16 protein-coding genes are annotated in these 17,891 nt (G+C 70.0%); 13 read left to right on the forward strand and 3 right to left on the reverse strand.

Annotated elements, in window-relative coordinates:
* Positions 1-20 precede the first annotated feature (20 nt).
* From ACZ7MG_RS00120 to ACZ7MG_RS00145, 6 genes are read left to right on the forward strand one after another with little or no spacing between them, the layout of a single operon-like run.
* On the forward strand, positions 21-1,469 hold the full coding sequence (locus tag ACZ7MG_RS00120; RefSeq protein WP_471387126.1) for an NAD-dependent succinate-semialdehyde dehydrogenase: 1,449 nt from the start codon (positions 21-23) through the stop codon (positions 1,467-1,469).
* Entirely contained in the window at positions 1,466-2,236 is a 771-nt protein-coding gene (locus ACZ7MG_RS00125) for a fumarylacetoacetate hydrolase family protein (RefSeq protein ID WP_471387129.1), read from the forward strand. The genes ACZ7MG_RS00120 and ACZ7MG_RS00125 overlap by 4 nt, the downstream gene beginning before the upstream one ends.
* On the forward strand, positions 2,233-2,604 hold the full coding sequence (locus ACZ7MG_RS00130; RefSeq protein WP_471387132.1) for a VOC family protein: 372 nt from the start codon (positions 2,233-2,235) through the stop codon (positions 2,602-2,604). Before ACZ7MG_RS00125 ends, ACZ7MG_RS00130 begins: the two co-directional genes overlap by 4 nt.
* A gap of 26 nt (positions 2,605-2,630) precedes the next feature.
* Complete coding sequence (locus ACZ7MG_RS00135; RefSeq protein WP_471387135.1) at positions 2,631-3,416, forward strand: alpha/beta fold hydrolase; 786 nt, start codon at positions 2,631-2,633, stop codon at positions 3,414-3,416.
* Complete coding sequence (locus tag ACZ7MG_RS00140; RefSeq protein ID WP_471387138.1) at positions 3,413-3,886, forward strand: GlcG/HbpS family heme-binding protein; 474 nt, start codon at positions 3,413-3,415, stop codon at positions 3,884-3,886. The genes ACZ7MG_RS00135 and ACZ7MG_RS00140 overlap by 4 nt, the downstream gene beginning before the upstream one ends.
* 5 nt (positions 3,887-3,891) lie before the next feature.
* Positions 3,892-4,920: a uroporphyrinogen decarboxylase/cobalamine-independent methonine synthase family protein gene (locus ACZ7MG_RS00145; RefSeq protein ID WP_471387141.1), complete on the forward strand. Its 1,029-nt coding sequence runs from the start codon at positions 3,892-3,894 to the stop codon at positions 4,918-4,920.
* A gap of 72 nt (positions 4,921-4,992) precedes the next feature.
* Here the strand turns inward: ACZ7MG_RS00145 and ACZ7MG_RS00150 are convergent, their stop codons facing one another.
* Entirely contained in the window at positions 4,993-5,280 is a 288-nt protein-coding gene (locus ACZ7MG_RS00150; RefSeq protein WP_471387144.1) for a putative quinol monooxygenase, read from the reverse strand.
* Between the two features lie 226 nt (positions 5,281-5,506).
* Between ACZ7MG_RS00150 and ACZ7MG_RS00155 the strand changes: the two genes are divergently transcribed.
* The 5 genes from ACZ7MG_RS00155 (at position 5,507) to ACZ7MG_RS00175 (ending at position 11,997) form a co-directional block, all read left to right on the forward strand.
* Entirely contained in the window at positions 5,507-6,997 is a 1,491-nt protein-coding gene (locus ACZ7MG_RS00155) for an aldehyde dehydrogenase family protein (protein WP_471387147.1), read from the forward strand.
* Positions 6,990-8,198: an L-2-hydroxyglutarate oxidase gene (gene lhgO / locus ACZ7MG_RS00160; RefSeq protein ID WP_471387149.1), complete on the forward strand. Its 1,209-nt coding sequence runs from the start codon at positions 6,990-6,992 to the stop codon at positions 8,196-8,198. The genes ACZ7MG_RS00155 and lhgO overlap by 8 nt, the downstream gene beginning before the upstream one ends.
* A gap of 122 nt (positions 8,199-8,320) precedes the next feature.
* Positions 8,321-9,181 (forward strand): amidohydrolase family protein, encoded by an 861-nt coding sequence (locus ACZ7MG_RS00165; protein WP_471387152.1) that lies wholly within the window; start codon positions 8,321-8,323, stop codon positions 9,179-9,181.
* A gap of 13 nt (positions 9,182-9,194) precedes the next feature.
* Positions 9,195-10,907 carry a thiamine pyrophosphate-dependent enzyme gene (locus ACZ7MG_RS00170; protein WP_471387154.1) on the forward strand — a complete coding sequence of 571 codons (1,713 nt, stop codon included), beginning with the start codon at positions 9,195-9,197 and terminating at the stop codon, positions 10,905-10,907.
* Positions 10,908-10,926: 19 nt separating this feature from the next.
* A complete protein-coding gene (locus tag ACZ7MG_RS00175; protein WP_471387156.1) occupies positions 10,927-11,997 on the forward strand; it encodes an Ldh family oxidoreductase in 1,071 nt (356 codons plus the stop codon).
* A gap of 115 nt (positions 11,998-12,112) precedes the next feature.
* Here ACZ7MG_RS00175 and ACZ7MG_RS00180 read toward each other — a convergent pair whose 3' ends face one another.
* A complete protein-coding gene (locus tag ACZ7MG_RS00180) occupies positions 12,113-12,940 on the reverse strand; it encodes a siderophore-interacting protein (protein WP_471387159.1) in 828 nt (275 codons plus the stop codon).
* 306 nt (positions 12,941-13,246) lie between these two features.
* Here ACZ7MG_RS00180 and ACZ7MG_RS00185 point away from each other — a divergent pair, with 306 nt between their 5' ends.
* Positions 13,247-14,968, forward strand: a complete 1,722-nt coding sequence (locus ACZ7MG_RS00185; protein WP_471387162.1) for a subtype B tannase — start codon at positions 13,247-13,249, stop codon at positions 14,966-14,968.
* Positions 14,965-16,284 carry a hypothetical protein gene (locus ACZ7MG_RS00190; RefSeq protein ID WP_471387165.1) on the forward strand — a complete coding sequence of 440 codons (1,320 nt, stop codon included), beginning with the start codon at positions 14,965-14,967 and terminating at the stop codon, positions 16,282-16,284. Before ACZ7MG_RS00185 ends, ACZ7MG_RS00190 begins: the two co-directional genes overlap by 4 nt.
* Positions 16,285-16,377: 93 nt before the next feature.
* On the opposite strand, the gene ACZ7MG_RS00195 is transcribed toward ACZ7MG_RS00190, so the two are convergent.
* Positions 16,378-17,856: an aldehyde dehydrogenase family protein gene (locus ACZ7MG_RS00195; protein WP_471387167.1), complete on the reverse strand. Its 1,479-nt coding sequence runs from the start codon at positions 17,854-17,856 to the stop codon at positions 16,378-16,380.
* Between the last annotated feature and the right edge of the window lie 35 nt (positions 17,857-17,891).

Raw genomic sequence — 17,891 nt, forward strand, 5'->3', positions numbered from 1 at the left:
CCTTGAGAGGGCACCCACCCATGACCACCGACCACGGCTACCCCGCCGTCCGCATGTACATCGCGGGCGAGTGGTGCCAGGGCGGCACCGGCCAGACCGCCCCGATCGTGAACCCGGCCACCGCACAGGCGATCGGCGAGGTGCCGCTGGCCACCCCGGCCGACCTCGACCGCGCCCTCGCCGCCGCCGAGGAGGGCTTCCGCGTCTGGCGCGACACCCCCGTCGCCCGGCGCACCGAGATCCTGCACGCCGCCGCCGACCTGATCGCCGAGCGGGCCGTCGAGATCGGCCGGATCAGCACCCTGGAGCAGGGCAAGCCGCTCGCCGAGTCCACCGGCGAGGCCCGCCGCACCGCCGAGACCCTGCGCTGGCACGCCGACGACGCCCGCCGCGCCTACGGCCGCATCATCCCGTCCGCCCCCGGCACCGTCCTGACCGTGCGCCGTGAGCCGATCGGACCGGTCGCCGCATTCGTACCGTGGAACTTCCCGGTGGGCGGCCCCAACCGGAAGATCTCCTCGGCCCTCGCCGCCGGCTGCTCCCTGGTCATCAAGGCCTCGGAGGAGACCCCGGCCACCGCCGCCGCACTCGTCGCCTGCTACGCCGACGCGGGCCTCCCGGCCGGAGTTCTCAACCTGGTCTTCGGCGAGCCCGCCGAGGTCTCCGCCCACCTCATCGCCTCCCCGGTCACCCGCCTGGTCGCCTTCACCGGCTCGGTCCCCGTCGGCAAACTGCTCGCCGCCGAGGCGGGCAAGGTCATGAAGCCCTCCCTGATGGAGCTCGGCGGACACGCCCCGGTGATCGTGTGCGCGGACGCCGACCCCGTGCGGGCCGCCCGCAAGGCAGCACAGGCGAAGTTCGTCAACGCCGGGCAGGTGTGCACCTCGCCCAGCCGGTTCCTGGTCCACGAGAGCCTCGTCGAGGAGTTCACCGCCGAGTTCGTGAGGGCCGCCGAGGCGGTCGTCGTCGGCGACGGCCTGGTTGACGGCACGAAGATGGGCCCCCTCGCCAACGAACGCCGGCTCAAGGCCATGGAGCGGCTCGTCGCCGACGCTGTCGCCCGCGGCGCCAAGGTCCGCACCGGTGGCGAACGGCTCGACCGCGCGGGGTACTTCTTCGCACCGACCGTCCTGACGGACGTACCGGAGGACGCGGAGCTGCTGCACGAGGAGCCGTTCGGGCCGATCGCGCCGATCGTGCCCTTCGCCGATCTGGACGAGGCGCTCGCGACCGCGAACGCGCTGCCCTACGGCCTCGCCGCCTACGGTTTCACCCGCTCCGCCGCCACCGCCGAACGGCTCTCCGGCGAGCTGGAGGCCGGCATCCTCTCCCTCAACCACTGCGGCGGCTCGGTCCACGAGGCCCCCTCGGGCGGGGTGAAGGACAGCGGCTACGGCCGCGAGGGCGGCCCGGAAGCCCTGGACGCCTACCTGGTCACCAAGCGCGTCTCCCACCTGCTGGCGCCATGAGGTACGCGCGAGTCTCGGTCGACGGCCGGGCGGTGTGGGGTCAGGTGGGGGAGTCGGAGATCGAGCTGCTGTCCGATTCCCCGCTGGAGGGTGATCCGGACGTCATCGGGACGGTGCCCTCTGCGACGGCCGTGTGGCTGCCGCCCGTCGTACCGCCCGTCTTCTACGCGGTCGGCTACAACTACCCGCGCCACATCGCGCACGCCGGAGCCGTCACCCCCGAGCGCCCCGAAGTCGGTTACCGCGCCAACAACGCGCTCACCGGCCACGGTTCGCCCATCGTCAAGCCCGTCGAGGTCGAGGGCCGCTTCGAGGCCGAGCCCGAACTGGTCGCCGTCATCGGCCGTACGATCCGGCACGCCACGTACGAGGAGGCGCGGAAGTCCGTCTTCGGCTGGACCATCGGCAACGACGTCAGCGCCCGCGCCTGGCAGCACCGGGACCGCACCTTCTGGCGCAGCAAGAACAGCGACACCTTCAAGCCGATGGGCCCGTGGATCGAGACGGACGTGGACGCGCTCGCGCAGACGACCACGCTCAGGGTCAACGGCTCGGAGCGCGCGCGGTTCCCCACCGGCGACATGGTCCATGACCCCTTCGACCACATCGTCGCGATGACCCGCCACCTCACCCTGCACCCCGGTGACGTGCTGTGGATGGGCGCCGAGTCGACCTGCCAACTGGAGCCCGGCGACACCGTGGACATCGAGATCAGCGGTATCGGTGTGCTGTCCAACCCCGTACACCTCGAAGGGAATCGAGCATGAGCAAGGAACCCCGTTACATCCACCACGTCAACTTCCCCACGACCGACCCCGACCGCACGGCCGAGTGGTACACGAAGGTCTTCGGGATGAAGCGGATCATGCCCAAGTCCAACACCAAGGTGGTGTTGATGACCCGGGGCAACTTCGATCTCCACTTCACCCCGGTGGAGGAGATGGAGCGCATGGCGCCCTACCACTTCGCCGTCGAGGTCGACGACTGGGACGACTTCCTGGAGCACCTGGGGGAGCTGGGCATCCGGCACACCCGCCCGATCCAGCGCCCGGAGAACCAGTCGAAGTTCTGCTACATCCACGACCCCGACCACACCATGATCGAGCTGGTCTGGCACGGCAAGCGGCCCAACTGACTTAGTACGTACGGGAGTTCACCATCATGCCCATCGCCGACTCCGACGGCACCGCCATCTACTACGAGCGCCACGGCAGCGGCCCGGCGATCCTCTTCGTGCACGGCAGCGGCGGCCACCACGCCGCCTGGTGGCAGCAAGTGGCCGCACTGCGCCAGGAGTTCACGGTCATCACCGTGGACCTCCGCGGCTTCGGCAAATCCGACTCCTCCATGCCGGAGTTCGACGGCCAGGACTTCCCCGGCGACGTCGTCGCCGTCCTCGACGCCGAGGACCTCACCGACGTCATGCTGGTCGGCCAGTCCATCGGCTCCGTCGCCGCCCTGCGCGCCGGCCTGACGCGCCCCGAGCGGGTCTCCTGCGTCGTCCTCGGACACTCCCTCGGCGGCATCAGCCACCCCGAGCTGAAGGAACTGGCCGCCGCCGACCGCGCCGAAGCCGTCAAACTACCGGTCATCGACCGCCTGCTGACCAGACGCTTCCAGCAGCAGCGGCCGGACCTCACCTTCCTGTTCCAGCAGATGGGCACCTTCAACGTCGCCAGGATGCAGGACCTGCGCAACCTCGACACCAACGGCCCGACCCTGGAAGAAATCCAGGCCTCGGACGTCAAGGTCGCGTTCCTGGCCGGCGAGAAGGACGCCGTCCTCGGCGTGAAGACCGTCACCCGCGCCCACGGACTGCTGCCCGGATCGCATCTGGAGATCGTCCCCGGTGCCCCGCACTCCATGTACTGGGAGACACCGGAGCCGTACAACGCGGCGGTCGCCCGTCTGCGCCGCACCCTGACCGCACCGAAGGAAGCCGCATGAGCAACCTGACCCTGGACGCCGCCGAGGAGATCATCGCCGCCGCCCACACACGCGCCCGGGCGCTCGGAAAAGCGGTGAGCGTCGCCGTGGTGGACGCGGGAGGCTTTCCCATCGCCATCCACCGCGCGGACGGGGCACGCCCTCTCACCCCGGACATCGCCCGCGCCAAGGCCTACACCGCCGCCGTGATGCAGCGGCCCGGCACGATGCTGAAGAAGTGGCAGGAGAGCCAGCCCGTCTTCTTCTCCCAGCTCTCCCAACTCCCCGGCGCCGCCCTGCCGATCATGGCCACCGAGGGCAGCGTCACCATCAAGAGGGACGGCGAGATCATCGGCGGCCTCGGCATCGCCGGCGGCACGGCCGAGGAGGACCAGCGGATCGCCGACGAGGTCCTCGAATCCCTCGGCTACGAGCTGGAGTTCGCCGCCTGGGGTGTCGCGGGCACACCGGCTGCTCCCGGAAAGGACTGACGATCATGGCGGATACGTTCAACTACCGCATCGACCACCACGGCAGCCTGGTCCGCCCCCTCGAACTCGTCGCGGCCCGGGCGACGGGCGACCCCGAGGCGTTGAACGAGGCGGAACTCGCCGCAGTGAAGGATCTCGTGGCCTACCAGCGCAAGTTGCGCTCCACCGTCGTCACGGACGGCGACTTTCCCCGCGAGGACTTCCGCAGCGCGGTCCTCGACGGAGTGTCAGGATTCCGCCGTACCGAGGAAGTGGACTCCGACGGCTTGGTGCGCTGGGTCGCCGAGTCCCTCCCGAAGGCTGACGGACCGCTCCTCGCCCACTGGACCGCCCGACTCGCCGAGCTGACGGTGATCGCGCCGAAGGTGTCGCTGCCCTCCCCGGCGTACCTTGCCGCCACCACGTACCGGCCTGGCCTCGGCCCGTCCTCCGCTCGGGAACTCGGCGAAGCTCTCGCCGAGATCATCCGGACGGAGATCGAGCTGCTGGTCTCCCAGGGGGTGCGCCTGATTCAGCTCAACAACCCGTTGCTGCTGGGCCAGGTGGCCACCGACCCGGTTGACCCGGGCGCACTGTCCTTCGAGGACGCGCTCGCCGTCGACGGGCTCGCGGTACGGCTGGACGAGCGCCCCGAGGGCGTACGGATCGGCCTCGCGCCCGGCCGGACCGCCCCCGCCGCCCTTGACCGGGCCCGAGCCGAGACGCTCTACGGCACCATCGGCGCCGACCGTTGGATCCTGCCCTTCGACCAGGGCACCCCGGCCGAGCTCGACCTGGTCAAGGCGCTGCCGGACGACCGTGACTTCTGCCTGGGCGTGGTCGACGCGACCGTGCCCGAGCTGGAGGACATCGACACGGTGATGGAACGGATCGACGCGGTCGGCGAGTTCAAGGACCTGGAGGACGGGGCCGTGGCGCCCTCCCGCGGCTTCGCCGACGTGGCGAGCAGGCCGCTGCTGAGCGCCGAGGACCAGCGTGGGAAACTGGTCCTGGTGGAGACGATCGCCCGGTACTGCTGGGGCAACGAGTTCTGAGGGAACACGACGGGGCCGGGCAGCAACCGCCCGGCCCCGTCGGCTGATCGCACCGTGTTCACCGTGGCGCGCTCACAGCACCTCGGCGAATATCACCGCGCGATCCGTGAGCAGCGGCCACACCGTCTTCACGATCAGCTCCTCGAAGTGGTCGGCCGCCTTGTGCGCCTCGAAACCGGCTCGGTCGGCGTACTGCTCGTACAGCACGAAACTGCCCGGCCGGTCAGCCTCCAGGTGCACCTCGTACGCCAGGTTCGCGGGCTCGGCACGGGTGTGCTCACGCACCCGCAGCAGCGCGGCGCGCACCGTGGCCTCGTCGGCGGGTTCGCAGTGGTAGCGGGCGATGACGGCGTAGGCCATGTCTGTCTCTCCTCGGCGGATTCCGGTCCGGGGGCCACATCCACACCCTCCGGCCTGCTGATTCCAGCACGGATCATGCGTCCGCCCACCTGCGCGCGGCGCAAGCAAAGGCTGCCCGTGCGGTGCTGGTGGCCCACGCCCACATGGTGTGTTGTCGCATCCGGCCCGTACGGCCGTTCAAAAGCGCGGACCGCGTCATCGCGGCGGACGAAGGAAGTGATGCTCCATGCGTACTGTGGAAGCCCTCTCGGGCGGGGAGTGGGTGGCGACCGGCGACTGGATCGACGTCCACGACCCGGCGGACGTCCGCACGCCGGTCGCCCGCGTCCCCGCCCTCGCCGCCAAGGACGTCACCCGCGCCTACGACCACGCCGAACGTGCCTTCACCGCGTGGCGGCGCACCAGCCCCTTCGAGCGGTCCCGGATCATGACGGACGCGGCCCGGCTGATCCGCGAGCGGGCCGAGGAGATCGCCGCCGACGTCACCGCCGAGAACGGCAAGACCCTGACGGAGGCGACCGGCGAGACGCTCAAGGCCGCCGACTTCCTGGAGTACTACGCCGGTCTCGCCCGCCAGGGCTACGGCACCCTCCTGCACGACGTACGGCCGAACCACCGCACCCACACCCAGCGCGAGCCCATCGGCGTGATCCTCGTGATCAGCCCGTGGAACGACCCGCTGATCACCCCGGCCCGCAAGCTCGCCCCCCTGCTCGCGGCCGGCAACACGGCCGTGTGCAAGCCGGCTACCGAGACCCCGCTGTCCGGCCTGCACTTCGCCCGCGCCCTGCACGACGCGGGCCTGCCGGCCGGGGTGTTGAACGTCGTCACGGGCCGTACGGCCGAGATCGAGGAGGCGCTCCTCGACGACCCGCGGATCGTCGGCATCACGTTCACCGGCTCGAACGCCGTCGGAGGCCGCATCCGCCGCCGGCTCGCCGACCGCAACGTCCGCTTCCAGGGTGAACTCGGCGGCAAGAACGCCTCGGTCGTCCTCAGGGACGCCGACCTGCCGGCCGCGGCCAAGGCCGTCGTCGCCGCCTCCTTCGGCCAGGCCGGACAGCGCTGCACCGCCACCAGCCGGGTGATCGTCGAGCAGCCGGTTCACGAGGAGTTCACCCGGCTCCTGGTCGCCGAGGTCGAGACGCTGAAAGTCGGTCCGGGCAGCGCCCCGCAGACCACCCTGTGCCCCTTGTCCAGTCCGAAGCAGCGGGACTCCGTACTCGCCGACCTCGCACGGGCCGTCGAGCAGGGCGCCACCGTCCTCACCGGCGGCGAGGCCGACACCGACGGCGACCGCGCCCACGGCTGCTACGTCCAGCCGACCGTCCTCGCCGACGTCACCCCCGAGACGGCGGTCTGGCGCGAGGAGGTCTTCGGACCGGTCCTCGTGGTCCGCGCCGTCGAGGACTTCACGGAAGCCGTCGACGCGGTCAACGACTCCGACTTCGGCCTCGCCGCCGCCGTCTTCACCCGCGACCTCGCCACCGCCCACCGCTTCGCGGACGAGGCGGAGTGCGGCCAGGTCGCCGTCAACACCACGACCACCGGCTGGGACGTCCACCTGCCCTTCGGCGGCTTCCGGGACTCGGGCACGGCGTACAAGGAGCAGGGCGACGAGGTGCTCCGCTTCTCCACCCGCGTGAAGACGGTGGCGATCAACCTCGGAGCCCCGGAACAGAACCGTGGGCAGACCGGTGAGGAGACTCGTGGCTGACGAGACCGTCGGCATCGTCGGCGCGGGCATCGTGGGCCTCGCGACAGCCCGCGAGATCGCCCTGAGCCGCCCCGGCACCCGGGTCGTCGTCCTCGAGAAGGAACAGGAGGTATCGCTCCACCAGACGGGTCACAACTCGGGAGTCGTGCACGCCGGGATCTACTACAGGCCCGGCAGCCTGAAGGCGGACCTCACGGTCCGGGGCGTGGCCCTGCTGCGTGAGTACTGCCAGGAGCGCGAGCTGCCGTACCGCGAGATCGGCAAGCTGGTGACGGCCGTACGCGAGGACGAACTCGGCCGGATGAACGACCTCTACGACCGGGCCAGGCACAACCACGTGCCCGACCTCAGAAAGGTCTCCCGCGAGGAGATCAGGGAGATCGAGCCGAACGCCGGCGGCGTCGCCGCGCTGCACTCCCCGCGCACCGCGATCACCGACTACCCGGCCATCTCCCGGGCCTTCGCCAAGGACATCGTGGACTGCGGTGGTGAGGTACGGCTGGGCTTCCCGGTCACGTCGATCACCAGCGTGCCGGGCGGAGTGGAGGTCGCCTCGGGGCAGGAACGGGTCCGCACCGACCGGCTGATCCTGTGCGCCGGCCTTCAGTCCGACACGGTCGCCGGACTCGCCCAGGACAGGAAGGAGCCGCGGATCGTCCCCTTCCGGGGCGAGTACATGCTGCTCAGACCGGAGCGTGCCCACCTGGTCCGGGGCCTGATCTACCCCGTGCCCGACCCCCGCTACCCCTTCCTCGGCGTGCACTTCACCCCCCGCGTGGACGGCTCGGTGGAGGTCGGCCCCAACGCCGTCCTGGCGCTGGCCAGGGAGGGCTACACCCGCACGAGAGTCTCACCCAGGGACCTTCTGGGCCTCGCCGGCTACCCCGGCACCTGGAAGATGGCGGCCCAGCACTGGCGTACCGGAATCAGGGAGTACCGCGGCTCCTTCTCCGCCACGGCCTTCATGAAGGACGCCGGGCAGTACGTGCCCGGGGTCACGGTGAAGGACGTCGTACGGGGAGGGGCGGGCGTACGCGCGCAGGCCCTGGATCGCGACGGGACTCTCGTGGACGACTTCCGCATTCATCAGGTCGGCCGGGTCACCGCCGTGCGCAATGCGCCCTCGCCCGCCGCGACGGCGTCGATGGCCATCGCCGAGCACATCGTCGAGACCGTGTTCCGGAACCCGCCCGCAGGCTGAGAGTTCCCTGCGTACGGCGCACTTACTGGTTGCGCTCCCGGGGGCTCCGCAAGCGCTCACCACCCGCCTAGCGTTCCTTCCGCACCACCCCACCACCTCGCTCTACGGAAAGAGTTGAAGACATGTTCGTCGTCGACACCCAGATCCACATATGGCTGGAAGAGACCCCGGACCGCCCCTGGGTGCCGGGCGCCCGGGAGCGCATCCGTCTCAACGGCCACCGTGAGGACCCCTTCTCCTACGAGGAGGCCCTGGAGCTGATGGACGAGGCCGGCGTCAACCGTGCGCTGATCCTGCCGCCGTCGTGGGAGGGCGACCGCATCGACTACGCCCTGGAGGCCTGCGAGGCGCACCCGGACCGCTTCGGCATCATGGCCCGCATCCCGCAGAACAAGCCCGAAGAGGGCAAGGCGATGCTGAAGGACTTCGCACAGAACCCGCACGTCAAGGGCACCCGGCTCACCTTCCACCGGCCGATCGACCGCAACTGGATGATCGACGGCACCAATGACTGGTACTGGCCGCTCGCCGAGGAACTGCGCATCCCGATGATGGTCCACGCCCCCATCTGGAAGCGCGAGCTCGGCGAGATCGCCGCCAAGCACCCCGAGTTGAAGATCATCATCGATCACATGGGCATCATGGCCCGCTGCGTCGACGACGCCATCGGCTACTGGGTCCAGGAGACCGCCGACCTGGCCGTCCACCCGAACATCTACGTGAAGGTCTCGGCGCTCCCGGGCTACTCCACGCAGCCCTTCCCGAACAACAACATCCAGAAGTACGTCCGCGAGATGGTCGACAAGATGGGCCCGCAGCGCTGCTTCTACGGCACGGACATCACGCGGCTGCTGGGCCACGGCATCACCTACACCGACACGATCGAGCAGTTCACCAAGCACTGGGACTTCACGCCCGAGGAGCTTGAATGGATCATGGGTCGCGGTATCTCCGAGGTCCTGAACTGGCCGATCGAGGGCTGAGGAAGCACGAGAGATGACCGACACGACCCACTCCTCGGGCGCCGACGGCGGCGACGCTCTCGTCACCGCCTTCAACGCCGTCGGCGCCGACTACCTGTTCTGCTCCTCGGGCTCCGAGTGGGCCCCGGTGTGGGAGTCCCTGGCCCGCCGCCACCGGGACGGTCTGCCCGGCCCGGAGTACCTGGACCTGACCCACGAGACCGTGGCGGTCGGCATGGCCACGGGGTACGGGCTGGTGAAGCGCCGGCCGCAGGGCGTGCTGCTGCACGCGGCGCCCGGTCTGCTCCAGGGTTCGATGGCGGTGCACGGGGCGCTGCTGGCGGGTGTCCCGATGGTGGTCTCCTCGTCGGAGTCCACCACGTACGGCGACGGGCCCGGTCAGGACCCGGGCGGGCAGTGGTACCGCAACCTGTCCATCGTGGGCGGCCCGCACGGCGTCGCGGGTCCGTTCGCCAAGTGGGCCAACGAGGCCGCCAGCGTCCACACCCTGCCCACGATGATCACGCGGGCGGCGGAGCTGTCCTGGCGGGCCCCCGGGGGGCCGGCGTATCTGAACATCCCGCTGGAGATCCTGCTGGAGCAGTGGGACGGCCGTGAGGCCAAGCCGATCGTCCCGCCGGGGTCCACGCACAGTTCGCCCGAAGAGGCCGACACCGTCGCCGAGATGATGCGTGAGGCCGCCAACCCGGTGATCGTGACCGAGACGGCCGGCCGGGAGGCGGGCGGATTCGAGGCTCTGATCGGCTTCGCCGAGGCGTGGCAGATTCCGGTCGTCGAGCCGGACTCCGCCGTGTGCGGCAACTTCCCGCGCACCCACCCCCTGCACGCGGGCAGCGACATCGGCCCGTGGCTCGACGAGGCCGACCTGATCCTGCTCGTCAACTGCCGAGCTCCCTTCTACCCGCCCAGCCGGAAGCCCGCCCGGGCCAAGGTCGTGGTGATCGACGAGGTGCCACAGCGCCCGCACGTCGTGTACCAGGTCCTGTTCGCGGACCGGTACCTGGAGGGCAACGTCACCAACACGCTGCGTCAGCTCACCAAACGGGCCAAGGACCTCGACCGGACCGTGGTCACCACGAGGCGCGCGGCGCAGGACGACCGGCACGCCGACGAACTGGCCGCGATCGCCGCCGCCGAGGGGAGGGCCGCCTCGTCGGCCGACGGCATCGACCCGGTGCTCGTCGCCGCCACCCTGCGCAAGCTCCTGGACGGCCGGGACGCGATCGTCGTCGACGAGACCATCACCCACAGCCGCGTCGTCAAGCGCCATGTGCGGACCGACGCACCCGACTCGTACTTCTACGTCCAGGGCGGCCTCGGCCAGGGCATCGCCGTCGCGCTCGGCGTCAAACTCGCCGCCAGGGAACGCCCGGTGGTCCTCACCATCGGCGACGGCGCGTTCACGTACAACCCGGTGATCCCGTCGTACGACGCCTCGAAGGCATACGATCTGCCGCTGCTGATCGTGGTGTTCAACAACCGTGTCTACAAGTCGATGAACCTCAACCACCGCCGCTTCTACCCCGAGGGCGCCGCCGCCGAGACGGGGGAGTGGCTCGGTATCGACCTGCACCGGCTGCCCCGACTGGCGCGGTTCGCCGAGCCGTTCGACATGCACACCGAGACCGTCGACGCACCGGAGGCGCTCGCGCCCGCGTTGGAGCGCGCCCTCAAGGCCGTGACCGAGGGCATCACCGCCGTCGTGGACGTGCTCGTCACCCGATGACCCAGGAGGCACCGTCACCATGTCCACCCCACCGACGAAGGTCCGGGTTCCCGCCGACGACCTGCGCACCTTCTCCGCCTCACTTCTGGAGAAGGGAGGCCTGAGCGCCGAGCACGCCGCCACCACCGCCGACGTCTTCGTCTGGGCCGCGCTGCGCGGCGTCGACTCGCACGGCATCGCCCGCGTCCCCGCCTACCTGGAACTGCTCGCCAAGGGCGTGGCCAACGCGAAGCCCGACATCAGGATCGAGTCGACGACCCAGGCCGCCGCCGTCCTCGACGCCGACCGGGCCCCTGGTCCGGTGGCGCTGTCCGCCGCCGCCGACGAGGCCGTCATCCGGGCGCGGACCACCGGCATCGCCTCCGTCGGTGTGCGGGAGACCGTCCACACCGGAGCCATCGGCTACTACGTCTCGAAGATCGCGGACCAGGGCCTGGTCGGACTCGGCTTCGTCGCCGGCATGCCCAACATGGGTTACACCGGCGTCAGGGGCGCCGCCGTGGCCACCAGCCCGCTCGCCATCGCCGTACCCACGTCCGAGTCGTCGAGCCATGCCCCGCTGCTCCTCGACATGGCCACCGCCACCATCGCCCTCGGCAGGATCCGCCAGGCGAAGGCGAGCGGCACGCCCCTGCTCGAGGGAGCCGCCGCCACCGAGGACGGCACCCCCACGACCGACCCGGAGAAGGCGGTCATGCCGCTGCCGCTCGGTGGCGCCAAGGGATCCGGCATGTCCCTGGCGTTCGAGCTGCTGACCAGCGTGCTCGTCGGCGCACCGATCTTCTCCGCGTTCCACTCGGACGCCCCCCAGGGCCGCAAGCACCGCCAGAACGCGCTGCTCATCGCCCTCGACCCGGCGGCCTTCGGCGCAGCGGACGGCTTCACCGCCGCGGTCGATGCCACGCTGGGCACCTTGAAGGGCCTGCCGGTGGCGGACGGCGCGGACGGAGTGCACTACCCCGGTGAGCGCAGCGCCGTCGTGGCCGCGGAGCGACGCGAGAAGGGAGTGCCGGTGGCGCCGAAGCTGTGGAGTGAGCTGACGAAGTACGCCGAGGAACTGGGCGTCACGCCGCCGCATGCCGTGAGCTAGGTGATGGCGGCCCGGCCGCCATCCAGAAGGGCCGGGGGCCGTGTGTCGGCACCCCGGCCCTTTCCCGTATATGACCTGCCCTTGTGCCTGCCGTACGAGGGGCGACGCGTGCGCTTCAGGGGCGAGGGCCCACAGCGTCGGGGGCACGCGTCCCTTCGCGGCGCCCCAGTTCGGACTTCCACACGCGGAAGCCCTCCTCGGACCGGCCGCGGCGCCAGTAGCCGGAGACGGACACCTGTTCGCGGGGCAGCCGACGTTCGGCGAGAAGATGGGGCCGCAGCTCGTGCATGACCTCCTGGGCCTCGCCGTGCACGAACGCGTGCACTCGGCCCGGCAGCCACTCCATGTCCCGTACGGCGGCCAGGAGCAGGCTCGCCGATTCGGTTCCGTGCCGATGGACGTAGGTGATCCTGCCGTTCTTCGGGCTCGGAAGGGCATGCTCGTGCGCGGGGGAGTCGACCAGCGCCACGACTCGGACCACCGCAGTGTGCGGCAGTTCTGCCAGGGCGGCCGTGATCGCCGGCAGGGCTGACTCGTCGCCCACCAACAGATGCCAGTCGGCGGAGAGATCGGGGCGGTAGCCGCCGCCCGGACCGTTGGCCAGGAGCCGGTCCCCGGGAACCGCCCTCGCCGCCCAGGGGCCGGCTACTCCTTCGTCGCCGTGGAGAACGAAGTCGATGGCCATCGTGCCTGATACGACGTCAGGGAAGAGCGCTGTGTACGTGCGAACGGCGGGCAGATCCTCCGGTGGCAGCGTGCGACGCAGAACGCGCATGTCGAACGGCTCGGGGTAGCGGACCCCGTCCTTCGGGAACACGAGCTTGACGTAGCGGTCGGTGTACTCGCTTCCCGCGAAGGCCGAGAGATCCTCACTGCGAAACCAGATCCGGCGCAGGCTCGGTGTCAGCATCTCGGTGCGCGTCACGGTCAAATAGGTCGTCACACTTGCTCCTTCATTGATCGCAGCCCGGAGAACCGTCCCTGACTCAGCCGACGGAGAAGCCGCGGACGCACGGCAGACCGTGCGCGCGTGTACCGGACCGATGTGCCTGACGAGCGTCGCAGTCGTCGGGCGAACCGACAACGCGGTTGTGTGGCAGCAATGGTTGCGGTGCGGGAAACGTCACTCCGCACTGTCACCCCTAGGTGCACACAGAATCGCTGATTATATTGTTAACAATCTGCTAGCTGCGCCACGCCGTGTTGCCCGATGTGCCAGGCGGCCGCGGCTACGACGAAGGAGTCTTCCATGCAGTGGTTCCCGGTATCCCCCAGAAACGTCGCCGTTGCGGGCTCGCTCGCACTGATCCTCGCCGCCGCGCCCGCATCGGCGCTCGCGGCCCCTGCCGCCCGCACCGCCGACGCCGAGGACGCGGCGCTGGCCTTCGACGCGGCCGCCTACACGACGATCGCGGTCACCGTCGACGGCGAGCCGATGAACGTGCGCTGGTACAAGGAGATCTGCTACGTCGCGAACCCCGTCGCCGCGGCCGCGCAGCAGCCCACCCTCGGCGGCACCACCACCACGATCTCCAACACCGCGTGCGGCTACCAGAGCATGAACGTGTTCGTGCCTGAGAGCGCCTTCGACAACCAGCGGGCGCCGGTCTATTTCGCGGTGAACAACGGTGGCTGGTGGGCCAGTTACGTCAAGGCGAGCGTGACCGGCGGTGCCTCCTACAACAGTGCGACCAGCAACGTGGGTGCGGCCCTGAAGGCCGGCTACGTCTTCGCGGACATCGCCAGCCGCAGCCGCGGCATGGTCGGCGCCGACGGTTCGTCCCCCGGCAAGGCCCCGTCCGCGGTCGTCGACGCCAAGGCCGCGGTCCGCTACCTGCGCCTCAACGACCGCGCGATGCCCGGCAGCGCCGAGCGGATCGTCGTCAACGGAACCAGCGGTGGCGGCGCCCTCTCGTCGATCCTTGGCGCCTCCGGCAACAGTTCCGTGTACGACCCGTACCTCGCGCGGATCGGCGCCGCGGGCATCGGCTCCAAGGGCCGCAGCACCCTGCGCGACGACGTCTTCGCCGTCAACGCGTACTGCCCCATCACCGACCTCGGCAACGCGGACGTCGCCTACGAGTGGCTCTACAACATCCTCGGCACCCGCGACGAGACCGGCTCGAACGCCTCGGCCGACGCCGCCGCCGAGATCGCCGCCAAGTTCCCGGCGTACGAGCGGAGCCTCGGGCTGCGCAACCCCGACGGCACCAGGCTCACCGCCGCGACCATGCTGAACACCATCGAGCGGGAGGTCATCCGCTCCGCCGAGGCCTACATGAAGGCGAGCTCCGCCAACACCGTTCCGGCGCTCGGGGAGAACTTCGTCATCACGTCCGGCGGCATGGGCGGTGGCGGCACGACGACGAAGTCGTACGTCAACGACTGGATCGACGTCGACAACGACACCGACAAGGTGCTCTCGCTCGACATGGACAACTACCTCGCCTTCGTCGCCACCCAGGCCACCCTCAAGACCACGCCCGCCTTCGACGCCGTCGGCGTCTTCGGGAACACCACCGGCCGGACCGAGACCAACCTCTTCGGCCCGTACAGCCAGAAGTACATGAACTACACCGAGTACAGCTGGGACCACAACGACGTGGCCGGCGACGGCAGCGGTCTCGACGACACCGGCCTGACGTGGGCCGAGTACACCAAGAAGTCGAGCACGACCGTCGACGACCAGCTCCGCCTGATCAACCCGATGGAGTTCGTCGGCACGAAGGCCGACACCGCGCCGAACTGGTACGTGCGCAACGGCACCCGGGACCGGGACACCTCGTTCATCATCTCGATCAACCTCGACCGGGCGCTTGCGGCGGACAAGGACGTCAAGAACGTCGACTACCAACTCGCCTGGAACCAGCCGCACGCCGGCAACTACGACGTGCCCGAGGTCATGGCGTGGCTCGCGAAGGCGATCACCAAGGCCGGCGACCCGCTGGCCACCGGACCGGGAGCCTCATGAACCTGAAGAAGTCGCACAGTGGCGTTGTCGGCGTCGCGTTGGTCTCGACACTCGCCGTGTCCTTCGCATCGCTGCCGTCGGCCGCCTTCGCGGCGTCCGGCCGAGCGTCTCGGGTCACGACGGAGACGATCGACGCGGACGGAGTCACCGGCATCACCGCCGCGTCCTACGACAGCCTGTTCAGCGGCGGTGACGCCGAACAGGGCGTGGCGGCCTTGATCGCGGCGGGCGCGGTGAAGATCAATGACGTGCCGGTGCCCACCGTGAACGGTGAGGGCGCGTACAGCGCGGACCGCCTGGACATCAACGGCGGAAGCGGGTTGTGGAAGAACGCGGACGGGACCTGGTCGTACAACGTCCAGGCGCTGTTACAGGGTTCGAACGAGAGCTACGCGACCGCGGTCGTCCACTTCGTCAACGCCGTGACGCTGATGCGCGGAATCAGCTACCAGCTCACCCTCACCGGCGGCAAGGTGACCGCGATCGACGCGACCGTCAAGGATGTCGCCTTCGCGAACAGGGTGAGCAAGAAGCGGGGTTTCACGACCTTCACCATCGTGGCCAAGGGGGACGGCAGCACGGACAAACCGAATCCCTCGGGACTCAGGTTCCCGAACACCCATGTGCTCGGTCACCCGCAGAGTCAGAACATGGTGCTGTACTGGAAAGACGTCGACGGCTGGCACCTGGAGCGCGCGGCCGGCAGGGACGTGGTCCTCGGTGTGAGCGTCGATGCGGCGGGAAAGCTGACCGCTTCGGTCAACGGGGCGGCGTTCACGGACTCACGTCTGACGCTGCAGTATTCGGAGCCCTGGAACAGGCCCACCCAGCCGTTCAGGGCCCTGTACTGGATGGGCGAGAACAACGTGGCCGCCACCCAGTGGTTCGCCACTCCCGGTGTCACCGTCGGCTTCTCGCGCGGAGCGGCCGCGAGGTCCGAGCTCGCGGCCGCTGTCACGAAGGCGCGCGACGCGCTCGACACCGTGGTGGTCTCCGGCTCCGGTGACGGGTCCGACGTGGCCGGCGGCGAGATGTGGGTCACTCAGGCCTACCACGACATCTTCGCCAGGGCGGTCGCGGACGCGCAGGCCGAACTCGACGACGAGGACGCGACGAACAGCGAGTACGAAGGCGCGCTCTACCGTCTGGCCCAGGCCTACGGTGGCCGGACGGGGGACAGGTTCAGCCGGCTGGAGAACACCTACTTCGGCAGCGGTGACGACTACGGCTTCGGGGAGCCGTTCGACACCGGATACAACGGCACCGGGTTCTGGACCTTCGCCCAGGCACATCTCGGAACCGGCACGGGCGACTGAAACGCCCCGCAATGAACACAGCCTGGGGGCCAAGTGGGGGTTGACACCCACTTGGCCCTCAGGTCACGCGGAGCTCGGCTCGGGTGGCGCGGCTCAGGCGGAGTTGATGACGACGCACTTCACCTGCGTCCAGTCCTCCAGGTAGTCGGGACCCATGGAACGCCCGAAGCCGCTGTGCTTGTAGCCGCCGAAGGGCGCGCCGATCGCGCCGTTCGGGCCGCCGTCGCCGAGGGTGTTGACGGCGACCTGCCCGGCCTGGACTCGGCGGGCCAGTCGTACCGCGCGGCCGACGTCCCGCGTCCAGACGGTGGCGGTGAGGCCGTAGCGGGTGCCGTTGGCGATGGCGACGGCCTCTTCCTCGTCCTCGTAGGTGATGACGGAGAGTACGGGGCCGAAGATCTCCTCCTGAGCGATGCGCATGTCCGGAGTCACGCGGTCGAAGAGGGTCGGTTCGACGAAGTAGCCGTCGTCGTAGGGCGCACCGGTCAACTTGCCGCCACCGACGACCACTTCGGCGCCCGCTTCCCGGCCGATGGCCAGGTAGTCCAGAACTCGCTTCTCCTGCCGGGCGTTGATGAGCGGGCCCATGTCGACGGGCTGGTCCCACAGACCGACCCGTACGGCGCGGAAGGCGTCGGCGAGTTCGGCGACGAGCCGGTCGTGGAGCGAGGAGTGGACCAGGACACGGGAGCCGGCTGCGCAGACCTGGCCGCTGTTCATCACGATGCTGCGCACGATCGCCGGTACGGCCTTGGCCAGGTCGGCGTCCGGCAGCACGATCTGCGGGGACTTGCCGCCCAACTCCAGTTGCAGCGGTATGAGGTTGCGGGCGCAGGCTTCCATGACGGCGGTGCCGGTGGCGGGGGAGCCGGTGAAGCTCATCTTGCGGATGCCGGGATGGGCGGGCAGGGCGGCCCCGGCCTCGTCGCCGAAGCCGGTGACGACGTTCAGGACGCCGGGCGGGATACCCGCCTCCTGCGCCAGCTTGGCCAGGTACAGGGCGGTGAGCGGCGCGTCCTCCGCCGGCTTGAGAACGACCGTGTTGCCGGCTGCGATCGGGGCCGCGGTGTTGAAGACCGTCATGGGTCCGGGCGCGTTCCAGGGGATGATCGCGCCGATCACGCCGTACGGCTCGCGCAGCGTCAGGCCCAGGATGTCGGGGGAGCGGGTGGGCAGGGTGTCGCCGAAGACCTTGTCGGCCTTGCCCGCGAGGTAGGTCAGGCGCGCGGCGATGGGGGAGGGGCCGACCGGGCGGCCCACCTCGATCGCCTCCAGGCGGTTGATGTCGTCGTCGTGTTCGCGCACCAACTCGGCCCAGCGGTAGAGGAGTTCGCCGCGTGTGGCCGGGCTGGTGTCGCGCCACGCGGGCAGGGCGGCCTCGGCGGCGCGTACGGCGTCGTCGATGTCCTCGGCGGTGCCGCGCGGGACACGGGCCAGCACCGCCCCGGTGGCCGGGTCGACGACGTCGAGGGTGGTCTGGGAGCGGGCGGGGAGCCACTCGCCGCCGATGAGGTGGGTGCCGTCGGGCAGCAGGGCGGTGATGTCGAGCGGGGCGGGTGCGGTGGTGGTCATCGTGATCCTTGACGAGGAGGGGTGTACGGGGCCCG

The sequence above is a fragment of the Streptomyces sp. NPDC107538 genome, assembly GCF_055657445.1.

Coding starts and splice junctions, on each gene's coding strand:
- ACZ7MG_RS00120 (WP_471387126.1), top strand. CDS start 21: ATGACCACCGACCACGGCTACCCCGCCGTCCGCATGTACATCGCGGGC.
- ACZ7MG_RS00125 (WP_471387129.1), top strand. CDS start 1,466: ATGAGGTACGCGCGAGTCTCGGTCGACGGCCGGGCGGTGTGGGGTCAG.
- ACZ7MG_RS00130 (WP_471387132.1), top strand. CDS start 2,233: ATGAGCAAGGAACCCCGTTACATCCACCACGTCAACTTCCCCACGACC.
- ACZ7MG_RS00135 (WP_471387135.1), top strand. CDS start 2,631: ATGCCCATCGCCGACTCCGACGGCACCGCCATCTACTACGAGCGCCAC.
- ACZ7MG_RS00140 (WP_471387138.1), top strand. CDS start 3,413: ATGAGCAACCTGACCCTGGACGCCGCCGAGGAGATCATCGCCGCCGCC.
- ACZ7MG_RS00145 (WP_471387141.1), top strand. CDS start 3,892: ATGGCGGATACGTTCAACTACCGCATCGACCACCACGGCAGCCTGGTC.
- ACZ7MG_RS00150 (WP_471387144.1), bottom strand. CDS start 5,280: ATGGCCTACGCCGTCATCGCCCGCTACCACTGCGAACCCGCCGACGAG.
- ACZ7MG_RS00155 (WP_471387147.1), top strand. CDS start 5,507: ATGCGTACTGTGGAAGCCCTCTCGGGCGGGGAGTGGGTGGCGACCGGC.
- ACZ7MG_RS00165 (WP_471387152.1), top strand. CDS start 8,321: ATGTTCGTCGTCGACACCCAGATCCACATATGGCTGGAAGAGACCCCG.
- ACZ7MG_RS00170 (WP_471387154.1), top strand. CDS start 9,195: ATGACCGACACGACCCACTCCTCGGGCGCCGACGGCGGCGACGCTCTC.
- ACZ7MG_RS00175 (WP_471387156.1), top strand. CDS start 10,927: ATGTCCACCCCACCGACGAAGGTCCGGGTTCCCGCCGACGACCTGCGC.
- ACZ7MG_RS00185 (WP_471387162.1), top strand. CDS start 13,247: ATGCAGTGGTTCCCGGTATCCCCCAGAAACGTCGCCGTTGCGGGCTCG.
- ACZ7MG_RS00190 (WP_471387165.1), top strand. CDS start 14,965: ATGAACCTGAAGAAGTCGCACAGTGGCGTTGTCGGCGTCGCGTTGGTC.
- ACZ7MG_RS00195 (WP_471387167.1), bottom strand. CDS start 17,856: ATGACCACCACCGCACCCGCCCCGCTCGACATCACCGCCCTGCTGCCC.